Source organism: Erwinia sp. 009765445 (assembly GCF_058137865.1).
The window spans coordinates 111,226-129,002 of the sequence record NZ_JBYUWC010000005.1; the positions used below are offsets into that span (position 1 = coordinate 111,226).

Annotated in this window: 17 protein-coding genes; 6 read left to right on the plus strand and 11 right to left on the minus strand. The window is 51.9% G+C overall.

Features of this window, described 5'->3' with window-relative positions; translation table 11 throughout:
* The first annotated feature begins 103 nt into the window (after positions 1 to 103).
* Together AC3Y5R_RS06575 and AC3Y5R_RS06580 are read left to right on the plus strand one after the other, a co-directional pair.
* Entirely contained in the window at positions 104 to 388 is a 285-nt protein-coding gene (locus tag AC3Y5R_RS06575; RefSeq protein WP_489920668.1) for a DUF3313 family protein, read from the plus strand.
* A 70-nt stretch (positions 389 to 458) separates the two neighbouring features.
* Positions 459 to 1,514, plus strand: a complete 1,056-nt coding sequence (locus AC3Y5R_RS06580) for a PQQ-dependent sugar dehydrogenase (RefSeq protein WP_489920784.1) — start codon at positions 459 to 461, stop codon at positions 1,512 to 1,514.
* 13 nt (positions 1,515 to 1,527) lie between these two features.
* Here AC3Y5R_RS06580 and AC3Y5R_RS06585 read toward each other — a convergent pair whose 3' ends face one another.
* The 6 genes from AC3Y5R_RS06585 to AC3Y5R_RS06610 form a co-directional block, all read right to left on the minus strand.
* Positions 1,528 to 2,091, minus strand: coding sequence for a DUF1120 domain-containing protein (locus AC3Y5R_RS06585; RefSeq protein ID WP_489920669.1), 564 nt, complete (start codon positions 2,089 to 2,091; stop codon positions 1,528 to 1,530).
* Positions 2,091 to 4,370, minus strand: a complete 2,280-nt coding sequence (locus tag AC3Y5R_RS06590; RefSeq protein WP_489920670.1) for a fimbria/pilus outer membrane usher protein — start codon at positions 4,368 to 4,370, stop codon at positions 2,091 to 2,093. The genes AC3Y5R_RS06585 and AC3Y5R_RS06590 overlap by 1 nt, the downstream gene beginning before the upstream one ends.
* Positions 4,371 to 4,463: 93 nt before the next feature.
* On the minus strand, positions 4,464 to 5,153 hold the full coding sequence (locus AC3Y5R_RS06595) for a fimbria/pilus chaperone family protein (protein WP_489920671.1): 690 nt from the start codon (positions 5,151 to 5,153) through the stop codon (positions 4,464 to 4,466).
* 48 nt (positions 5,154 to 5,201) lie between these two features.
* Entirely contained in the window at positions 5,202 to 5,891 is a 690-nt protein-coding gene (locus tag AC3Y5R_RS06600; protein WP_489920672.1) for a DUF2574 family protein, read from the minus strand.
* Between the two features lie 324 nt (positions 5,892 to 6,215).
* On the minus strand, positions 6,216 to 6,887 hold the full coding sequence (locus tag AC3Y5R_RS06605; RefSeq protein ID WP_489920673.1) for a DUF1120 domain-containing protein: 672 nt from the start codon (positions 6,885 to 6,887) through the stop codon (positions 6,216 to 6,218).
* Between the two features lie 711 nt (positions 6,888 to 7,598).
* A complete protein-coding gene (locus AC3Y5R_RS06610) occupies positions 7,599 to 8,255 on the minus strand; it encodes an HAD family hydrolase (protein WP_489920674.1) in 657 nt (218 codons plus the stop codon).
* 275 nt (positions 8,256 to 8,530) lie between these two features.
* On the opposite strand from AC3Y5R_RS06610, the gene AC3Y5R_RS06615 reads away from it, so the two are divergent.
* Positions 8,531 to 9,736: a serine hydrolase gene (locus AC3Y5R_RS06615; RefSeq protein WP_489920675.1), complete on the plus strand. Its 1,206-nt coding sequence runs from the start codon at positions 8,531 to 8,533 to the stop codon at positions 9,734 to 9,736.
* 80 nt (positions 9,737 to 9,816) lie between these two features.
* On the opposite strand, the gene AC3Y5R_RS06620 is transcribed toward AC3Y5R_RS06615, so the two are convergent.
* The 4 genes from AC3Y5R_RS06620 to AC3Y5R_RS06635 all read right to left on the minus strand — a co-directional run bounded on the left by AC3Y5R_RS06620 (position 9,817) and on the right by AC3Y5R_RS06635 (position 14,845).
* Positions 9,817 to 11,097, minus strand: coding sequence for an HAAAP family serine/threonine permease (locus AC3Y5R_RS06620; protein ID WP_489920676.1), 1,281 nt, complete (start codon positions 11,095 to 11,097; stop codon positions 9,817 to 9,819).
* A gap of 510 nt (positions 11,098 to 11,607) precedes the next feature.
* Positions 11,608 to 12,213, minus strand: coding sequence for an undecaprenyl-diphosphate phosphatase (gene ybjG / locus AC3Y5R_RS06625; protein WP_158785319.1), 606 nt, complete (start codon positions 12,211 to 12,213; stop codon positions 11,608 to 11,610).
* 5 nt (positions 12,214 to 12,218) lie between these two features.
* Complete coding sequence (locus AC3Y5R_RS06630; protein WP_489920677.1) at positions 12,219 to 12,953, minus strand: phosphatase PAP2 family protein; 735 nt, start codon at positions 12,951 to 12,953, stop codon at positions 12,219 to 12,221.
* Positions 12,954 to 13,156: 203 nt separating this feature from the next.
* Positions 13,157 to 14,845: an aspartate:alanine antiporter gene (locus AC3Y5R_RS06635; RefSeq protein ID WP_489920678.1), complete on the minus strand. Its 1,689-nt coding sequence runs from the start codon at positions 14,843 to 14,845 to the stop codon at positions 13,157 to 13,159.
* A gap of 272 nt (positions 14,846 to 15,117) precedes the next feature.
* Here AC3Y5R_RS06635 and ybjM point away from each other — a divergent pair, with 272 nt between their 5' ends.
* On the plus strand, positions 15,118 to 15,489 hold the full coding sequence (gene ybjM, locus AC3Y5R_RS06640; protein ID WP_489920679.1) for an inner membrane protein YbjM: 372 nt from the start codon (positions 15,118 to 15,120) through the stop codon (positions 15,487 to 15,489).
* 110 nt (positions 15,490 to 15,599) lie between these two features.
* Here the strand turns inward: ybjM and AC3Y5R_RS06645 are convergent, their stop codons facing one another.
* Complete coding sequence (locus tag AC3Y5R_RS06645) at positions 15,600 to 15,863, minus strand: GrxA family glutaredoxin (RefSeq protein ID WP_158783152.1); 264 nt, start codon at positions 15,861 to 15,863, stop codon at positions 15,600 to 15,602.
* A 229-nt stretch (positions 15,864 to 16,092) separates the two neighbouring features.
* Here AC3Y5R_RS06645 and nfsA point away from each other — a divergent pair, with 229 nt between their 5' ends.
* Complete coding sequence (nfsA, locus tag AC3Y5R_RS06650; protein WP_489920680.1) at positions 16,093 to 16,815, plus strand: oxygen-insensitive NADPH nitroreductase; 723 nt, start codon at positions 16,093 to 16,095, stop codon at positions 16,813 to 16,815.
* A 19-nt stretch (positions 16,816 to 16,834) separates the two neighbouring features.
* The gene (rimK, locus tag AC3Y5R_RS06655; protein WP_489920681.1) at positions 16,835 to 17,737 is read left to right on the plus strand and encodes a 30S ribosomal protein S6--L-glutamate ligase; all 903 of its coding nucleotides are present in this window, start codon (positions 16,835 to 16,837) and stop codon (positions 17,735 to 17,737) included.
* Positions 17,738 to 17,777: the final 40 nt, after the last annotated feature.

Consider the following 17,777-nt stretch of genomic DNA (forward strand, 5'->3'; position numbering starts at 1 on the left):
TTCCAGTTCAGCACAGCAATTTGCGCGGGATTTTACCGATGTCGAAGCAAAATTTATACAGCAATATGAAGAGTGCGGACATTCACATTTTAACCCTGAGAGAATGGCAAAGCCTCATCTGACCGCTATGCTTCAGAAGTCTCTCCTTATTTTCCGCGATTATACCGATAAGCGGATGAAAGCCGCGGTGGCTCAGCGTAAACCGCTGGTCAGCTCTGCTGGACAGTGTACGCTGATTATGAAAACGGCAATCACGGCGGTCAGCGCTGAAAATCAGGATATGAAGTTCTGCGAAGTCGTGCCGGTTGCAGCAGTGATTGCCAGCACCATGGCGGTTTCCGGTCACCGGATGCAAAACAGCGTGGTGTATCTGAAGGCGCAACCTTAGGAGGGAAGATATGTCCCGTTTAGTTAAAGGCTGTTTGCTGGCTGGTTGCCTTCTGCTGGGTTAGCAGGCGCTGGCTGCCAGTGTTACTGTCGAACAGTTGCAGAAAGGGCTGGATCATCCCTGGGCAGTGGCCTTTCTGCCCGATAATCAGGGGCTGCTGATCACCGAGCGTTCCGGTCAGCTGCGCCGCTGGCAGGCCGGGAAAGGGCTATCGCCACCGATCGGCGGTGTGCCAAAAGTCTGGGCGCACCGTCAGGGAGGGCTGCTGGATGTGGCTCTGGCACCTGATTTTGCCCAAAGCCGCCATGTTTATCTCAGCTATACGGAAGCCGACAGCGCTGGACGGGCAGGCGAAGTGGTGGGATACGGTACGCTGAACAAAGAGAACAGCCAGCTCAGCGACTTTAAAGTGATCCTGCCGCAGGAACCTAAACTCTCCAGCGGGGCAAATCTGGGGTCGCGGCTGGCATTCGATCGTCAGGGCTATCTGTGGATAGCCTTCGGTGACAACTTCCAGGCCGAAAGCGCGCAGAACACGGAGGCGCTGACCGGCAAAATCATCCGGCTCAATGCCGATGGCAGCATTCCGAAACATAATCCTTTTGTCGGTAAAAAAAATGCCAGAGCGGAAGTCTGGAGCTACGGCATGCGTAATCCGCAGGGGCTGGCGCTGAATCCCTGGACGAATGAAATGTGGGAAACGGAGCACGGTCCACGGGGTGGGGATGAGGTGAATATTCCCCGTAAAGGCATGAACTACGGCTGGCCGATCGCCACCTGGGGGATCGATTACAGCGGTGAGAAAGTGCCGGGTTCAAAAGGGGGAAAAGTCCCCGGAACGGCACAGCCCGTTTTCTACTGGAAAGTTTCTCCGGCCGTCAGCGGCATGGCGTTTTATGACAGCGACCGCTTTAGTGAGTGGAAAAACTCGCTGTTTGTCGGGGCGCTGAAAGAGAAAAGCCTGATCCACCTGACGGTAAATGGTGAGCATCTGGTGGAGAAAGAGCGTCTGTTAAAAGATCGCGGAGAGCGTATCCGCGATGTGCGCACAGGACCGGATGGCTATCTCTACGTGCTGACGGACGAGAGTGACGGCAAGTTGCTGAAAGTCGGGCTGAGTCAATAACAATGGCGCTGGCCTATTCCGTATCGCTGACGATGAAGTTGCCGTTTAACTGCCAGCTTTGCCTGTCGCTGACGCGGGTCTGACCGGCAGGCAGATAAGTGCTGATGGCCACTTTAGCCCGCAGTGAGGAGCCGGAAAGGCGGGTACCTTCCCGCCAGAAGGTCAGACGCTTATCGGCAGCCAGGATTATCGCCTGGCTGCGGTCTGTTCCGGCGAGATTACTGGCAATCTCTGCCGGTTGATTATCCACTGAGGCATCATAGAGTTTCAGTACGGCTTTTCCTGAAGGGCCAAAACTATAGCTCTGGCTGTCCCGTGCTGGCGCAATGAACTGCAGGCTGAGCGGAGCCGGACGATCGCAGGTGATGTTGACATCAATAATCCGCTCTTCACCCAGGCTTAATTCCGCAGACGTCAGCTCGTTCCCGTTTTGCTGCAGCAAATCGCCCCGGGTTTGCGATCCATAATCAATTACAGCATCGCTCAACTGAACTGAGCACTCAGCATGGGCGAGCGGTAAACCGGCAATGCTCAGCAACAGAGCGAGCAGCGAGTGGCGAACGGGCTGGATTTTCATTATTCACATCTCGCAGTCAGAGCGGCATAAAGGGTATCCGGCATGTATTGCCAGGGGCTGTTCAGTTCAATCCGGCAACGGGTGCCTGTTGTGGTCTGGCCAAAGAGAGCACCCTCGGGCAGATCGTCAAAAAAGATGGTTTTATCTTCATTCACGAAGGCAACCAGCTCAGCCTGGTCATTTTTGACCGGCGATCCCGGAGCCAGCTGCACGCCCGGCACGAATGAAACCAGCGCGCGGCGAACTTCGTGGGCCGGTAAACTGATCGGCAGGACGGCACCACGGTAAGGGGTAACTTCAGCAATACCACTCTGCACCTGAACATTTTTTTTCAGGCTGCGGGTGTTGATTTGCACGGTATTCTTTTGCCAGGGTGTCCACGAGGCGATGGCGTAGCCCTGACGGTCGGTCCACACTTTGCCCCGTGGTGTGGTGATTTCCACATCCGCCTGATTGCTGTTAAGCGAAATGATGCCAAACGTATCGGAAACCTGGCGTGGGGTGAAAGTGAGCCCTTCACTGTGCACTACCGCTCCTCCGCGCGCGCCCAGGGAATAACTGTTGCTGTCGCCTTTCGATACGCTGCCGTTTAGCTTGCTGTATTTACTGGTCCAGGTCGCAGCGGCGGATACGGACGGATCGCGTTGTGAACTCTTCTCGCTGTTCATGTTCCAGGTCAGCTTTTCATTGACCGTCTGATCAAAGCCAACACCATAGCGAGACTGGTTGTGAGTATTGCTGGCCCAGCTTCTGAGGCTGAGGTTTTCGCCCAGCGGGATGGAAAGGTTCAGATAGAGGTAACGATTGTCATAGCGTCTGCCGTCAGTGGTCAGTCGGTTTTTCTGCAGGCCAACGTTAATATTGGTGCGGTCAATGCTTTTTCCCCAATTCATCACGTAACCGATGACATCGGAAGAACGGTAGTTGTGCGTTACGGTGCCAGAGAGCGACAGGCTTCCCAGTACGGGATGGCTATAGCTCAGACCCGTGGAATACTGCGTTTTGATCTGCCCCGTTTCAGCGACGGTCCGGCGATAAGGCATGGCGCTGCCCGGCTCCAGGAAATTCTGGCTGTAAAAACTTGCCACGGCGTTTGCCGATAAATACCCGGTTACGGGATAAGCCAGTGAAGCCTGGTTTTTAATTCCTTTAACGTGACCGCTTTGCTCCTGGCTGTCTTTCGCCAGTGAAAGGGTCTGGGTCAGGGTGCTCAGGAGGGTCTCTGTCAGCCTGATGTCGGCCCGCCAGGCTGCTGACTGATAATCCTGACTGACTAATCCTCCGCTCACCAGCGAGAGTCGGGTATTCTGATAAACGCCTGCAGAAGCCGTAGCCAGCGGGAATTTCTCAGAACTCAAACGCAGTTGACCTGCTGCGAGGCTCAATCCCGTTGGGCTGAATACCCTCGCGGTTCTTGCCTGAATATAGGGGATAATTTGCTGCTGTTCGCCACCGGCATCGTCCCGGATTTTGAGGATAAAATCGTCCTGACGATTGAGCACCGGAATATCTTCCAGCGTCACAGCCCCAGCCGGGAGACGAAAAGATTTTAGCAGAATATCCCGCTGCCAGACTTCAACGGTTGCCGCCAGCGGGATAACAGTATCAATCGTTGCGTGGTTACTCCCGCCCTGCAGCGCCATTTCCGGAAACAGCTGTGCCCCGGTCAGGTTAATGCCGCCGAAAACCGGGTCATTAGTCGAGATCTCCCCGGCCTGGAGTACCGAAGAGAGGTTGGTAAAGGTCTTCTGGGAATAGGTATAAAGGCGGGAAAAATCTTTCTTCCCTCCCCAGGTGGAAAAACTCTGTCCGCTGCGTACTATCCAGTCATTAAAGTTGATGCCTGCTTCGCTGGTCAGAGTCTGATTGGTGGCGCTATTAGCGGACTGCCGCTGATAACGATAAACATTAGCGTCATAATTCAGGATCAGCGCTTTGCCACCCGAGGCGTAATGCAGCCGATCCTGTAACCAGTCAGGCGGCACTTTTAATTCCAGGCTGTTTCTGTCCGGATGTTCAATGACAGTGATGTTATTCTCAGGGGCGGGAATCAGACAGTCACTCTCTGCCGCGGATGTGAAAGCGCGCGGGGTAATCCCCAGCTCCTCCAGGAGGGCGCTGGACCAGCAGGCTTTGCCCTGGCGATCAAAAGTCAGGTCTTTGCTGCCTTTCTGCTGGCCGTTAATAATGAGGGTGACCTGATGATGACCGGGGAGAAAATGGGCTTCTTCCGCCAGCAAATCCCCAACGGAATCATCATAGCCAAGATCGCGTAGCATCTCCCGATCAAAACTATCTTTTGCAAATGCATGACATGACAGGAGCAGGCTGCAAAAGAACACTGTTTTTTTCATCAGGATTATGGGCGCGATTTACAAGGAAATAACATATGGTGTGGTCAGCACACCAAAGCGAGTCACCGGATGGATACGGATCTCTTTAATCTTGCTGGCATCCGATTCCTTCAGGGAAAGCAGAACTTTCTCACCGGGAAGAAGGTAGGTTTTTTTCAGGCTGATGCTGTTTTTCGACGGTAAAAGATCGACCTTATCGGTCATCCTGACGATATACTTTGAAGGATTTTCCACCTGAATACTTTGGCCGATGCGCTGCCATTTCAGTAACTTCCATGGCTCCAGATTTTGCGGCAGGCTCGCCGGTGAGATAATGACCGGGATATTCTGACCGATAAGAATTCGGGTACGATTTTGTTTACCGTCATCCTGCGGCACGGAAATAAAATTAATCCGCTGCATGCGCTGCTTGTCCAGCATCACGCCCTGTTTCAGCATCACGCGAACCTGCTGCTTCTGTCCGGCATTAACGCGGGCCAGTTGCGGGGTGATAATTAACAGGTTCTCCCTGTCTTCAGGAATGGTTTGCAGGCTGCTGTGCAACAAAGCCAGGGAGCTGTCAGTATTCTGAACATTGATGGTGGCTTCGCGACTGCCATCATCGAGAAACAAGGCCGGGACTTCTGGCCGCATTCCGGCGGCCTGCGCAGTATTCAGCAGCAGCGGGAAAAGCAATAGTGCAGAGAAGAGTTTAGATAATGTTGTCATTTTCTTACTCGTAAAATAGCGAAGGGCTGTCGCCTCTCGCCAGAAGGATTATAAATACACCAGCGAGAAGGTGATATTGCCGTCAATGTCTACTTTTTCACCACCTGGATAATGGTCGGCTTTCTTTAAAACCAGGAGCGAAGATATTTCAAATGTGGCATTGGTCACGCTGGTGGGGGCCGTATCTCCGCTGCTGGCAGCTAAAGCGAAATAACTGTTTTTTTCCAGTGGTATTGGCGTAGCCTGGGAAATCGTTTTGGCTGTCCAGCTGCTCTTGTCGCTGCTGCTCAACAGGTTGTTGTTGCTTGTGCCATCAGCCGTGGCTGAGGCAACTGCCAGAGCGAGCATCCCCACCTTTTTACCGGCAGAATCATTGCCAATACCAAAAATATTCGCATCAGTAATCGACGTTATATCTATCTTCATTTCCGAACTTATCTCAGCTTTTGTCATCGCTGAAGCCGAACGGTTATCAGTAGTCTGTATCGCTACTGCAGAGGCTGCGTCGCAGGCAACAGATAAGGTACTGTTTCCTGGCTCGAATTGATTAAAATCGTTGGTCAGGCTCGATGCCGCTATATTTCCTGCGCTCAGAGAGGTATTACTCAGTGACACATCACAGGTTGCAGGGGTGATCGTCCCGGTAATTGCCAGCGTGGCGGTATCTGCTGAAAAAGCAGAAAGGCTTAATGTACTTGTCGCTAATGCGATAGCCGACGCAATAACTAATTTACGCATGAGTAATTTTCTCCATTTAATTACTTTTTATTAACATGATGGCTATTTTTTTTAGCATCAGGTTGTTCATGGACTCTTCCATTACGGATTTTTATCAACGGATTCCTTGCCCGGACTGCTATCGTTACATACCTCATATTAATAAAAGTTAAATGCGGTATTGTTTTTTGATGGCGTGTATTTATATCGGTTAATTTGGTCAGTTATGTCCTTTTTCTGCAGAATGAAATAATGCCAGGTTCCCTGGTATTATGTTATTTGTGAAAATAAAATTAAGTTAATTAATCTTGAGAACGTTAGCCTCAAATTACTGCAACGATCTGCTTACAAATACACTACAGAGAAGGTGACGCTACCGTTAATTTTGACCTCTTCGCCAGCCGGGTAGGCTGAACCTTGTTTCAGATAGATTCGTGGAGAAAGAGTCAGGGTCGCTTTAGTAAAGCTGTCCGGTGTGGTGCCGCCCGCATTAGTGGTCAGTGCAACATAGCCATTTTTAGCCAGCAAATAACTATTGCCTTGAGAAGTCCAGCTGGATTTATCCGCACTAGCCAGCACTGTTGCGGCAGTACCGTCAATGTTGGCTGCGGTAATCACTAACTGCAATGATCCGATTTTCCCATCAGCTGAATCCGTTCCCAGACCGAAAATATTTTGGTCCACGCCAGGCAAAGTCAGTGCAGAAACAGTCTGGAAGTCGGCATTGGTATATGCACTTGCTGCACGATCGTCGGTGGTTTGCAGTGCGATCTGGCTTGCGGCATCACAGCTGACTGATAACGATTGATAGTCCTGAGTATAATCGTTTGCTTTTGTCAGGAGCTCGGTGGCAGGGATATTCCCCAGATCCACAGAGGAAGCACTCAGCGCGACATCGCAGGTGGTGGGGGTAATAGTGCCTGTCACTGCCATCGTCGCCGTATCAGCAGCTGAGGCAGTAAAGGAAGTTGTGGCAACAGCCAGCGCGAGGGCTGAAGCGAGTAATGAAATACGCACAGTAATTTTCTCCATTTAATTACTTGTTTTGAAAAATGAGTTGAAAAAATTTCTGATTTACAGAGATGCCGTGGCATCCTCCTCAGATTGTGCAGATTGCAAAAGAGAGAAATCCTTTCAATGCTGTCAGTCTGACCTCTCTGGTCGTGCTGGAAGCATTGCGCTTTTACTCCTGCTGGTATTCTTAAAGCGTCTCTCCGGAGGGAAAACTTAACTGGTGCAGTGAAGTTTTTTATTTATTTAATAATTTTATGTTTTATATCGATTTTTCACTGAGTCTTCTGACTGAAGATAGTCACCCATGCAATTATACAGTGCCTGTTTTACACAGGCTGATTTCAGCGAGATGTTTATAACTGGTCATCAGGATTAAAGAAAAACTAATGTTTCAGTTAAAGCAGTACTGAAACTGTCATTATGCAAATGGCGAGCATAAGGGCTACCGAACCAATTAATAAAGTGCGTACGGTCATCATGGTAATTCTCTCCTTTTAATTACTTACCTGTGTGTGTAGAGGTAATGCCTCGGGTCAGGATAAAACGTATCTCTGATAACTCATTAAGCCTCGTTGATGATTAAAAGCGGCCTCATGACTTGAAACTTAAAGTCAGTAAACTGAAATGATGTAAAAAAACGGGCACTTTAAAAGAAGTGCCCGTGAGGGAGAGTAGAGGGAAGGGACTGAGATGAGGGTAAAACGATACTCCCGCTTATCGCATCCAGCGGCAAACTTCCCAGCCGCGCTGTTTTGCTAACTGGTGTAAGCTTTCACTCGGGTTAATAACATGGGCGTGGTCGGCATGTTCCAGCATCGGTAAATCGTTCATCGAATCACTGTAAGCCCAGGTATGATTAAACCGGACATCCTCCTGTACCGACAGCCAGTCATTGAGTCTCGTGACCTTGCCCTCTTTATAAGTCATGGTGCCATAGGTCTGGCCACTGTAGCGGTCATCGACAATTTCCACACCAATTGCCAGCGCGGCATGGGCCCCCAGTTGCAGAGCAATCGGTGTCACCAGATGTTCACCGCTGGCAGAGACCAGAATAATGGTATCGCCGCGCGCCTGATGCCAGGCCATTCTTTCGCGGGCTGAGGGGTAAACTCTTGGCATGATGTCGCGGTGGATAAAACGTCTTATCCAGCCCGCTACCGTCAGCGTCGCCATTCCTGCCAGCGGGGACAGCGTGGTATTCATATACTCTTCCATCGACAGCGACCCCCGGTAGTACTGGGTCATCAGCGCTCTCTCCTGCTCTATCAGCGCCTCCGGGGCAAATCCCTGGGAGACCAGCCAGCGTAACCAAAGGCCGGTGCTGTCTTCACAGATAACCGTCTCATCAAGATCGAACAGGGCTAAATCCATCGTTAGTTCTCCTCTGGCAACCTGTATTCAGGTTAGCGGAATTTTGTGACCGGCTTAACTGTTCTGCGAAAAATCGGAATTTCACCTGGCACAGCTGACGCGGAAGTGCCAAAAAAAGCCCGCCAGCGGCGGCATATCCCAGATTTATCTAATAAACTTCAAAAAACTTTACGGTAATGCTGTTTTTTTTCAGCTTCAGAAGCGTTAGCGTAGGTAGGTCTGTGCCCGCCAGCACCAGAAATATTTATCTTTCAAATGGATACTTGGGTCTTGCCATGATGAAAACTCGCCTTTCCGCCGGTCTTGCTCCACTGGCTGCCTCACTTTCACTGCTCCTGAACGTGGTCTCTCCTGCCCGGGCTGAAAACGCCCCCGCACCACCCCAGATTGATGCCAAAGCGTGGATCCTGATGGATTACAACAGTGGCAAAGTCCTGACTGAATCCAATGCTGACGATCGCCTTGACCCGGCCAGCCTGACCAAAATGATGGCCAGCTATGTGATCGGCCAGGCGATTAAAGCCGGGAAGATCACCAATGACGATATGGTGACGGTCGGTAAGGATGCATGGGCCACCGGCAACCCGATTCTGCAGGGTTCATCGCTGATGTTTCTCAAGCCTGGCGACCGTATTCCGGTTTCTGAACTGAACAAAGGCATTGTTATCCAGTCGGGCAATGACGCGAGTATTGCACTGGCCGATTACGTGGCCGGTAGCCAGGACTCGTTTGTCAGCCTGATGAATAACTATGTGCAGGCGCTTGGGCTGAAAAATACCCACTTCAAGACGGTGCATGGGCTGGATTCGGAGGGGCAGTACAGTACAGCTCGTGATATGGCGTTGCTCGGTCAGGCGCTCATCCGTGATGTGCCAGCCGAGTATGCGCTGCATAAAGAGAAAGAATTCACCTTTAACCGCATCAAACAGTACAACCGTAACCGGCTACTCTGGAGCAGCAACCTGCACGTGGACGGTATCAAAACCGGTCATACCAATGGCGCAGGGAATAATCTGGTGGCCTCAGCAACCGACGGCGATCAGCGCTTAATCTCAGTGGTGCTCGGTGCGGCAACGGATGCGATCCGCTTCCGTGAGAGTGAAAAACTGCTGACGTGGGGCTTCCGTTTTTATGAAACGGTGACGCCGATTAAAGCCGATAAGCCTTTCTCAACGCAGCGCGTGTGGTACGGCGATAAAAATGAGGTCAACCTTGGCGTGGCTAACGATGCTTCTGTCACGCTGCCAAAGGGACAAATGAAAAATCTCAAGGCCAGCTTTACGCTGTCGCAGCCACAGCTGACCGCGCCACTTAAAAAAAATCAGGTGGTAGGGAATATCGATTTCCAGCTGGAGGGTAAAACCATTGAACAGCGGCCGCTAGTGGTGATGGAGGATGTGAACGAGGGCGGGTTCTTCAGCCGCATCTGGGATTTCGTGATGATGAAAATGAATGGCTGGTTCGGGAAATGGTTTTCCTGACGGAGTCGTGCTCGTTTAGTGCCAATATTGTTTAACTGATTTCAGGGGCTGGGTTGATACTCAGCCCCTTTTCTTTGGGATCAGAACAGGTCGAAAGTAATCGCGGAGATGGCAATCAGGCCGATCAGCACCACAAAGACGTTGCTGATTTTACCGCTGTACTGACGCATCGCCGGAACCCTGTTGATGGCATACATCGGCATCAGGAACAGCAGCACCGCAATCACCGGCCCGCCCAGCGTTTCGATCATACCCAGGATGCTCGGGTTCAGCGTTGCCACCAGCCAGGTGGTGATCAGCATAAAGATGGCGGTCACGCCGTTCAGCCTGCTTTCCGGCAGCTTTTTGCCTTTCTCTCCCATAGCCTTGACGATCAGGCCATTAAAACCTTCACGCGCGCCAAGATAGTGGCCGAGGAACGATTTGGTGATGGCGACCATCGCAATAATCGGTGCCATCCATGCCATCAGCGGCGTGTCAAAGTGGTTAGCAAGGTACGAGAGGATCGAAATATTCTGTGCTTTCGCTTCCGCCAGATTCTCCGGTGACAGGCTGAGAACACAGCTGAACACGAAGAACATCACCGTCACCACCATCATCAGATGGCTGCGCAGCAAAATGCGTGAACATTTTTGCTCTGCACTGTCGCCGTACTCCTGACGTTTTGCCACGGCAAAAGCAGAGATAATCGGGGAGTGGTTAAACGAGAACACCATTACCGGGATCGCCAGCCACAGCGTCATCCATAAGCCACTGCCGGAACCGCTCAGGCTGGCATGTTCAAAGATTGAGCTGTTCCAGTGCGGGATCAGGAACAGCGCCAGTGCCATCAGCACCAGCACGAATGGGTAGACCAGCACGCTCATGGTTTTGACAATTATCTCTTTGCCGAAGCGAACAATGGTCATCAGTCCGACAATCAGGATCAGCGCCAGCAGGGCGCGCGGCGGTGCCTGCAGATGCATCTGATGGGTCAGGAAGCTTTCCACTGTATTGGTGATTGCCACACTGTAAACCAGCAGTATCGGATAGATAGCAAAGAAGTAGAGCAGGGTAAGCAGCTTACCGGCACCGGCACCGAAATGTTCTTCCACTACGCCGGTGATATCTTCGCCTGCTTCACGGCCGGACAGCACAAAGCGGCACAGGCCACGATGAGCAAAGAAGGTCATCGGGAAGGCGAGCAGGGCCATAATAATCAGTGGGACCAGTCCGCCGATACCGGCATTGATCGGTAAAAACAGCACGCCAGCCCCAATCGCCGTGCCATACAGGCCCAGCATCCACATTGTATCGCTTTTACGCCAGCTGGTTGAATCGACAACGTCCTGTGTCAGCGTAACGGCTTCAGATGATTCCATGACTTTCTCCGGATTGAAAACAATAAAGTAAATAAAGCCGGGCGCAGGCTGAATACAGCCGCGCAGCGTGATTTAATTTAGGGCTCTGTTTCAGACGGCGACACTCTACCATCTGGCAGGGAAGAAGGAAGTGGAAGAACGGCGCTTTCTGGCGATCGTAATCACAGTTATGAAATTATTATCAGAGTTATACGCTATATCTTTTTTTAATGCAGGTTCATGTTCTGGAATATCGTCTTTATGATGGTTATTTAAACTGCATTGTGATCGGAGCGCATTGTATAAATTTCACGCTCAAGGTTAAAAAACAACCAGGAATTAAAATTTAAGTTGTTTATTATCATTACGTTGCGTAATTCTTATGCGTCAGGTTGTTTGCGAATTATCCATTTGCGCAACGAATCAATGCTGTTTCCTTTTTTTACCATGATGTTGCGCAATAATTCTGGCGGAAATTGAAAAATAAAAAAGGGTGGAATCATATCCACCCTGGCTATGCGCAACAGCTATTTAATCACGAACCCAACCTTTGCGGATTGGCAGGGCGAACAATAACCGGTACACGGACGAAATATTTTGCAATAAGCGACGACCACAGAAATACCATGCAACCTGCGCAAACAGGCAGGAGAGCATGCCAACCAGCAGTCCGCCGATCATATCCATCGGCCAGTGAACGCCAAGATAAACGCGCGACCAGGCGATCGCCGTACCGACCAGCATCAGCACCACGCCTGACCAGGCACGATGCCAGCAGAGGAAAGCAATGGCGAAGGTGAAGATAGCCGTGCCGTGGTCGCTGGGGTAGGAGTCATCCGGCGCATGCGACAGGAACTGATGACCCAGACCGATGACGAAAGGGCGCGGATGCGGGAACAGATTGCCAATACACCAGGAAATGGCCAGCGCATAAATCAGGGCAATGCCGGTTTTCAGCACCAGCACCCGTTGTGAGGTGAGCTGGCTTCCAGGCCCCCATAACCACAGTGCAACGATCAGCAGGGGCACGATGGCGATCAAATCCCGTGCGATAAAGGTTGCCAGTGAAATCAGCCAGCCTGGTGATTCAGGCGTGGCATTGACCCAGAGAAACAGCATCCGGTTCAACTCTTCCAGCATGGTTATTTCCTCGTCTTGTTCAGCAGATACGACACGCATCCGAAAGTAAAACATTGGCTCAGCCAGACCCACCAGCCAGCCCATAAATTGTGGGAAAGAAAATGCGCGCCGCGCATCATCTGGTCATAACCCATCAACATACCCAGCGCGGCACCGGCGAAAAAGCACAGCCAGGCCAGCCGGGGACGCTGCGGACAGAACCAGAAAAACAACGCCATTACGCCAAAGCCGCTGGATGCATGGCCTCCGGGTAAGCAGCGCCCGGGACCGCTGTCCAGCGGAATGGCGGAAAACAGCGGGTACGACACCGCTTTGCCACCAAACTCAATCAAGTCCCAGGGACAGGAGTGTGCGCTGGTGGCCTTCAGGATGCCGACGACCAGTGGGCCGACGTCGGTCAGTAAAGCAACTAGCACCAGGCGACAATTCCGCCTGATTACGCCTGTCACCGGCGCGATGACCGCCATGGCAATCACTGCATCTTTGGCTATGCGATGGTTAATCAGGTCCAGCCAGAAATTTTCCTTCCAGGGAAACTGCTGTGAAACCGGGTCAAACCACATCCGGGACAGGGCAAAATCCCACGTCTCGTTACGGGACACCCAGGTGAAGGCCAAACCGGTCACAGCCAGCAATATCAGCTGGATAAGATAAAAGCGTCGGGGAAGAAGATAAATAGCATTGTTCCTGGTTGAACCAGTGATTGAGCTTTCGTTAAGACTTGATGATGTTTTCATGACGGCCGGATGAAGGTGAATGCAGCTGAGCATGTTGCTGAAAAGCGATTAAGGAAACATTAAGAGGGGGGAGTGCAGATAGAAAAAAACCCGCTAATCATTCGATTAACGGGCTCCACAATTTGGGGATTTCAAAGAAAAGCAGTGGCACTAATTAAGACTGCGCCCCGTTATAAAAGTTCTCAGAAATTTTTAAATTATTTTCAGCCGCCGAACATTGGCCAGATTATGACGATTAGCGTACCGGCTAAGGTCAGCAAAACGTTAGCAATTGCATAGGTGCCGGCATAGCCAAGAGCCGGGATATTACTGCGCGCCGTATCGCTGATAATTTCCATGGCCGGGGCACAGGTGCGCGCTCCCATAATGGCACCGAACAGTAACGCGCGATTCATTTTCAGCACGTAGGCCCCAAACAGGAAGCACAGCACCACCGGCAGCAAACTGACTACCAGCCCCGCAATCAGCATCAGCAGCCCTGTATCGCCCAGTCCATGCGACAGCCCGCTCCCGGCGCTGAGTCCCACGCCAGCCATAAATACCATCAGCCCGAACTCTTTAACCATGGTCAGCGCACCCTGTGGGATATAGCCAAACGTCGGGTGGTTGGCACGCAGGAAGCCGAGCATAATGCCGGAAAATAATAATCCGGCCGCGTTACCAATACTGAAGTTAAAACTGCTGAACTGGAAAGTGATCATTCCGACCATCAGTCCGATTATAAAAAAGGCACAAAAGGCGAGAAGGTCGGTCACCTGACTGTGAATTGAGATAAATCCGATTCGGTCTGCAACGGATTTAACCCTGCGTGCCTCGCCGCTAATTTGTAACACATCGCCTTTATTAAGGATGACGCTGTCATCGATAGGCATTTCAATCTGGCTGCGGATCACCCGATTAAGGAAACATCCGTGGTCGGTCAATTTAAGCTGACTGAGTCTTTTATTCACCGCATTGTTATTTTTAACCACGATCTCTTCATTGATAATTCGCATATCGAGCAGATCGCGGTCGAACACTTCTTTGCCGTTGCGGAAGCTTGGATCGAGGCGGGAATGTGCATCCGGATAGCCCACCAGCGAAATTTCATCCCCCTGCTGCAGCACCGCGTCGCCGTCCGGGTTCGCCAGGATACCGTTACGGCGGATACGCTCGATATAGCAGCCGGTCTGGCGATATATACCGAGTTCACGCAGGTTTTTACCGTCAGTCCATGCCACCAGTTCCGGGCCCACACGATAGGCGCGGATCACCGGCAGGTAGACTTTGCGCTGGCTGTCAGGATCCAGTCCCCGCTCGCGGGCAATTTGTTGCGCACTGGTAGGCAGATCCTGATGCTGTAACTTGGGCAAGTAACGGGCGCCAAAGATCAGACTGACCAGGCCGACAAGGTAGGTCAGGGCATAGCCGAGACTGAGGTTAGACTGAGCCGCATTTAGCAGACTGCCTGCAGGATAAGTTTGTCGCAGCGTATCTCCGGCCCCCACCAGAACCGGCGTGGAGGTCATTGACCCGGCCAGCATCCCGGCGGTCAGACCGATGTCCCAGCCAAACAGTTTACCCAGCCCCAGCGCCAGAATGACCGCGCTGCCGACCATGACCGAAGCCAGCATCAGATAATTTTTGCCGTCACGAAAGAAAATTGAAAAAAAGTTGGGGCCTGCTTCAACACCTACGCAAAAAATAAATAACATGAAGCCCAAATTAAGAGCGTTGGGATTAATACTAAAATGCTGCTGGCCTAACAGGAGAGAGACGACTAAAACGCCAATGGAATTACCCAGTTGGACAGAACCCAGCCGTAATTTACCCAGACATAGTCCCAGTGCCAGCACGACAAATAATAACAGAATGTCATTTCCACTTAACAAGTCTGCGACGTTTATATTCACGGTTTAACTTCTTGTTTACCAGTAACGTGTTGAAATAAAGGGCGTTTTGCGCTAAATTTGCCTGACTGCCAGCAGAGCAGCGGCAACATTCAGGTTTATCCGCGAATTACAGCCCAGCGCCAGTTAAAACGGCCGCCATTTTAGTCGCTTCATTCTTTTTCAGCCAGTAAAAGCCGTGAACAATTGTAACGGTATTTAGTTTTTACCATCGGGGAAAATGGTCCGGAGTTTGTCTGACCAGGGGACTACATCAATTACCGAGAGAAGATCCTATGATGTTTAAGGGTATGTCCTGGACAAGCCTGATAAGCAGTCTTGCCCTGTACTGCATTGTCTTTCTGGCGGTGCGTTATGACATGTTCATCGAGGGTGCCGCGACAATGCAGGCGCGTCCCGGTTTGCTGATGTTAACCATTCCCGGAGCGGTAGCTGCGCTGACTTCGAAAGAGGCTCCGCTGACGGTGGCGCTGTTGGGTGCTCTGCTCGGTACGCCAATCTGCCTGGCGATTATGCGCTGGTACTCAATGTGGGGACACGATCTGCTGCAGGAGCTGGCTTTTGATGCCAGCGCGATTTTCTGGTGCGGATCCGGAGCTCTGGCCGTGATGCTGCTGAGAACCATTTTCTGGCATCCGCATGGCTGAGGCCCGGCAGGGAAGAACGGTGTAATGGGTGTGAAAATACGCAGATAAAAAAAGAGGGTCGATAGCAATATCGACCCTCTTTTTGCCGGAAGCTCCCAGCCGCAAGAATTTTACTGGAAAAGCCCCAGATTCTCTTTCGCGTAAGCTTCGAAATCAGTACAGCCACCGATGTGATTCTGATCGAGAAAAATCTGCGGCACGGTTTCTACTGGTTTGCCGACGGTTTTTTCCAGGTCAGCCTTGGTGATGCCTTCGGCGTGAATATCCACATAGCGGAAATTGAAGTCATCACGCTCTTCAGTCAGCTTCTCGGCCAGTTCTTTGGCACGGACACAATAAGGACAGCCAGGACGTCCAAAAATCACTGCAAACATAGGTTTCTCCTCAAAGGTCAAAAAATTTATGTGATTTGAATCACAAAATAATCTGAATTGGCGCTTATGATGCCCGCATCATTGGGTAAAAGGAAGAAGGAATTACCTGTTGATCCGATTCGTCCAGGCTATACCCCGGTGGAATTATAGGGGGCCTCTCTTACCCCGCACTTGATCTGGTGCTACCCTTGCCGGCAACATTTTATCGCTCATTCTCCAGGAGAAAAGCATGACGCCGACCATTGAGCTACTTTGCTCTCACCGCTCTATCCGGGCCTTTACTGACCAGCCCATCAGCGACGCCGGGCGGCAGGCCATTCTGGCCGCTGCCCAGTCGGCATCCAGCTCCAGCTTCCTGCAGTGTTCATCTGTGATCAGGATTACCGATCGTGAACTGCGTGAAAAGCTGGTTACCCTGACCGGCGGCCAGCGTTATGTCGGCCAGGCGGCCGAGTTCTGGGTGTTCTGTGCCGATTTTAATCGTCACCTGCAAATCTGTCCGGAAGCGCAGCTGGGGCTGGCCGAACAGCTGCTGCTGGGCTGCGTGGATACCGCACTGATGGGGCAGAATGCGATGATTGCCGCAGAGTCTCTTGGCCTCGGCGGCGTGTTTATCGGCGGTATCCGTAACAGCATCGCTGAAGTGACCGGGATGCTGGGGCTGCCGAAATTTGTCCTGCCGCTGTTTGGCCTTTGCCTGGGCTGGCCCGATCAGAAACCGCAGCACAAGCCGCGTATGCCAGCACAAATGCTGGTGCATGAAAACCGCTATCAGCCGATCGACCCTGAAGTGCTGGCCGCTTATGACAGCCAGCAGGAAGAGTACTATCTGACCCGTGAAAGCAACCCGCGGCGCGAAAGCTGGAGCCAGCACATCCAGAAAACCATTATTAAAGAAAGCCGGCCATTTATGCTGGATTATCTGCACAAGCAGGGTTGGGCAACACGTTAAGATCCCCCGGAGGCATCTGGTGAAAATTGCGATTCTTTCCCGAGACGGTTCACTCTATTCGTGCAAAAGACTGCTGGAGGCCGCCCGAAAGCGCGGCCACAGCGTGGAAGTGATTGACCCGCTTTCCTGCTACATGAATATCAATCCGGGTTCTTCCGCAATCCACTACCGCGGCAAGCAGCTGGACTATTTCGACGCGGTGATCCCGCGTATCGGCTCGGCCATTACCTTTTATGGCACAGCGGTGCTACGCCAGTTTGAGGTATGCGGCAGCTACCCGTTGAACGAGTCGGTGGCGATAACCCGCGCGCGGGATAAGTTGCGTTCGCTGCAGCTGCTGGCGCGGCAGGGGATTGATATGCCGGTTACCGGTTTTGCCCATTCACCGGATGACACCAGCGATCTGATTGAGATGGTGGGTGGAGCGCCGCTGGTGGTAAAGCTGGTTGAGGGCACGCAGGGGATTGGAGTGGTGCTGGCGGAAACACGTCAGGCGGCCGAAAGCGTGATCGACGCCTTCCGGGGACTGAACGCCCATATTCTGGTGCAGGAGTTTATCAAGGAAGCCCACGGCCGGGATATCCGTTGTCTGGTGATTGGCGGCGAAGTGGTTGCTGCAATTGAACGAGAGGCGAAGGAAGGGGACTTCCGTTCCAACCTTCATCGTGGCGGCACGGCGCGCAGCGTGGAAATCACCTGCCGTGAGCGGGAAATGGCGATCGACGCCGCCGCGACGCTGGGCCTGGACGTGGCCGGGGTGGATATTTTACGCGCCAGCCGTGGACCACTGGTTATGGAGGTTAATGCCTCGCCAGGGCTGGAAGGCATTGAAAAGACCACGGGTTTGGATATTGCAGCGATGATGATCGCCTGGATTGAAGAACAGGCGCGACCTGGTTTCTGTCTGAAAACCGGCGGATGACGTCATATTTCTGTCGCAATCGTGGTGTTCCGGGGCTTTT

What these genes read in the sequence shown, in the direction of transcription:
- AC3Y5R_RS06630 (WP_489920677.1), bottom strand. Translation starts at nt 12,953, where the DNA reads ATGAAAACATCATCAAGTCTTAACGAAAGCTCAATCACTGGTTCAACC.
- AC3Y5R_RS06600 (WP_489920672.1), bottom strand. Translation starts at nt 5,891, where the DNA reads ATGCGTAAATTAGTTATTGCGTCGGCTATCGCATTAGCGACAAGTACA.
- AC3Y5R_RS06615 (WP_489920675.1), top strand. Translation starts at nt 8,531, where the DNA reads ATGATGAAAACTCGCCTTTCCGCCGGTCTTGCTCCACTGGCTGCCTCA.
- AC3Y5R_RS06620 (WP_489920676.1), bottom strand. Translation starts at nt 11,097, where the DNA reads ATGGAATCATCTGAAGCCGTTACGCTGACACAGGACGTTGTCGATTCA.
- AC3Y5R_RS06610 (WP_489920674.1), bottom strand. Translation starts at nt 8,255, where the DNA reads ATGGATTTAGCCCTGTTCGATCTTGATGAGACGGTTATCTGTGAAGAC.
- nfsA (WP_489920680.1), top strand. Translation starts at nt 16,093, where the DNA reads ATGACGCCGACCATTGAGCTACTTTGCTCTCACCGCTCTATCCGGGCC.
- ybjM (WP_489920679.1), top strand. Translation starts at nt 15,118, where the DNA reads ATGATGTTTAAGGGTATGTCCTGGACAAGCCTGATAAGCAGTCTTGCC.
- AC3Y5R_RS06575 (WP_489920668.1), top strand. Translation starts at nt 104, where the DNA reads ATGGCAAAGCCTCATCTGACCGCTATGCTTCAGAAGTCTCTCCTTATT.
- AC3Y5R_RS06585 (WP_489920669.1), bottom strand. Translation starts at nt 2,091, where the DNA reads ATGAAAATCCAGCCCGTTCGCCACTCGCTGCTCGCTCTGTTGCTGAGC.
- AC3Y5R_RS06595 (WP_489920671.1), bottom strand. Translation starts at nt 5,153, where the DNA reads ATGACAACATTATCTAAACTCTTCTCTGCACTATTGCTTTTCCCGCTG.
- AC3Y5R_RS06645 (WP_158783152.1), bottom strand. Translation starts at nt 15,863, where the DNA reads ATGTTTGCAGTGATTTTTGGACGTCCTGGCTGTCCTTATTGTGTCCGT.
- AC3Y5R_RS06590 (WP_489920670.1), bottom strand. Translation starts at nt 4,370, where the DNA reads ATGCTACGCGATCTTGGCTATGATGATTCCGTTGGGGATTTGCTGGCG.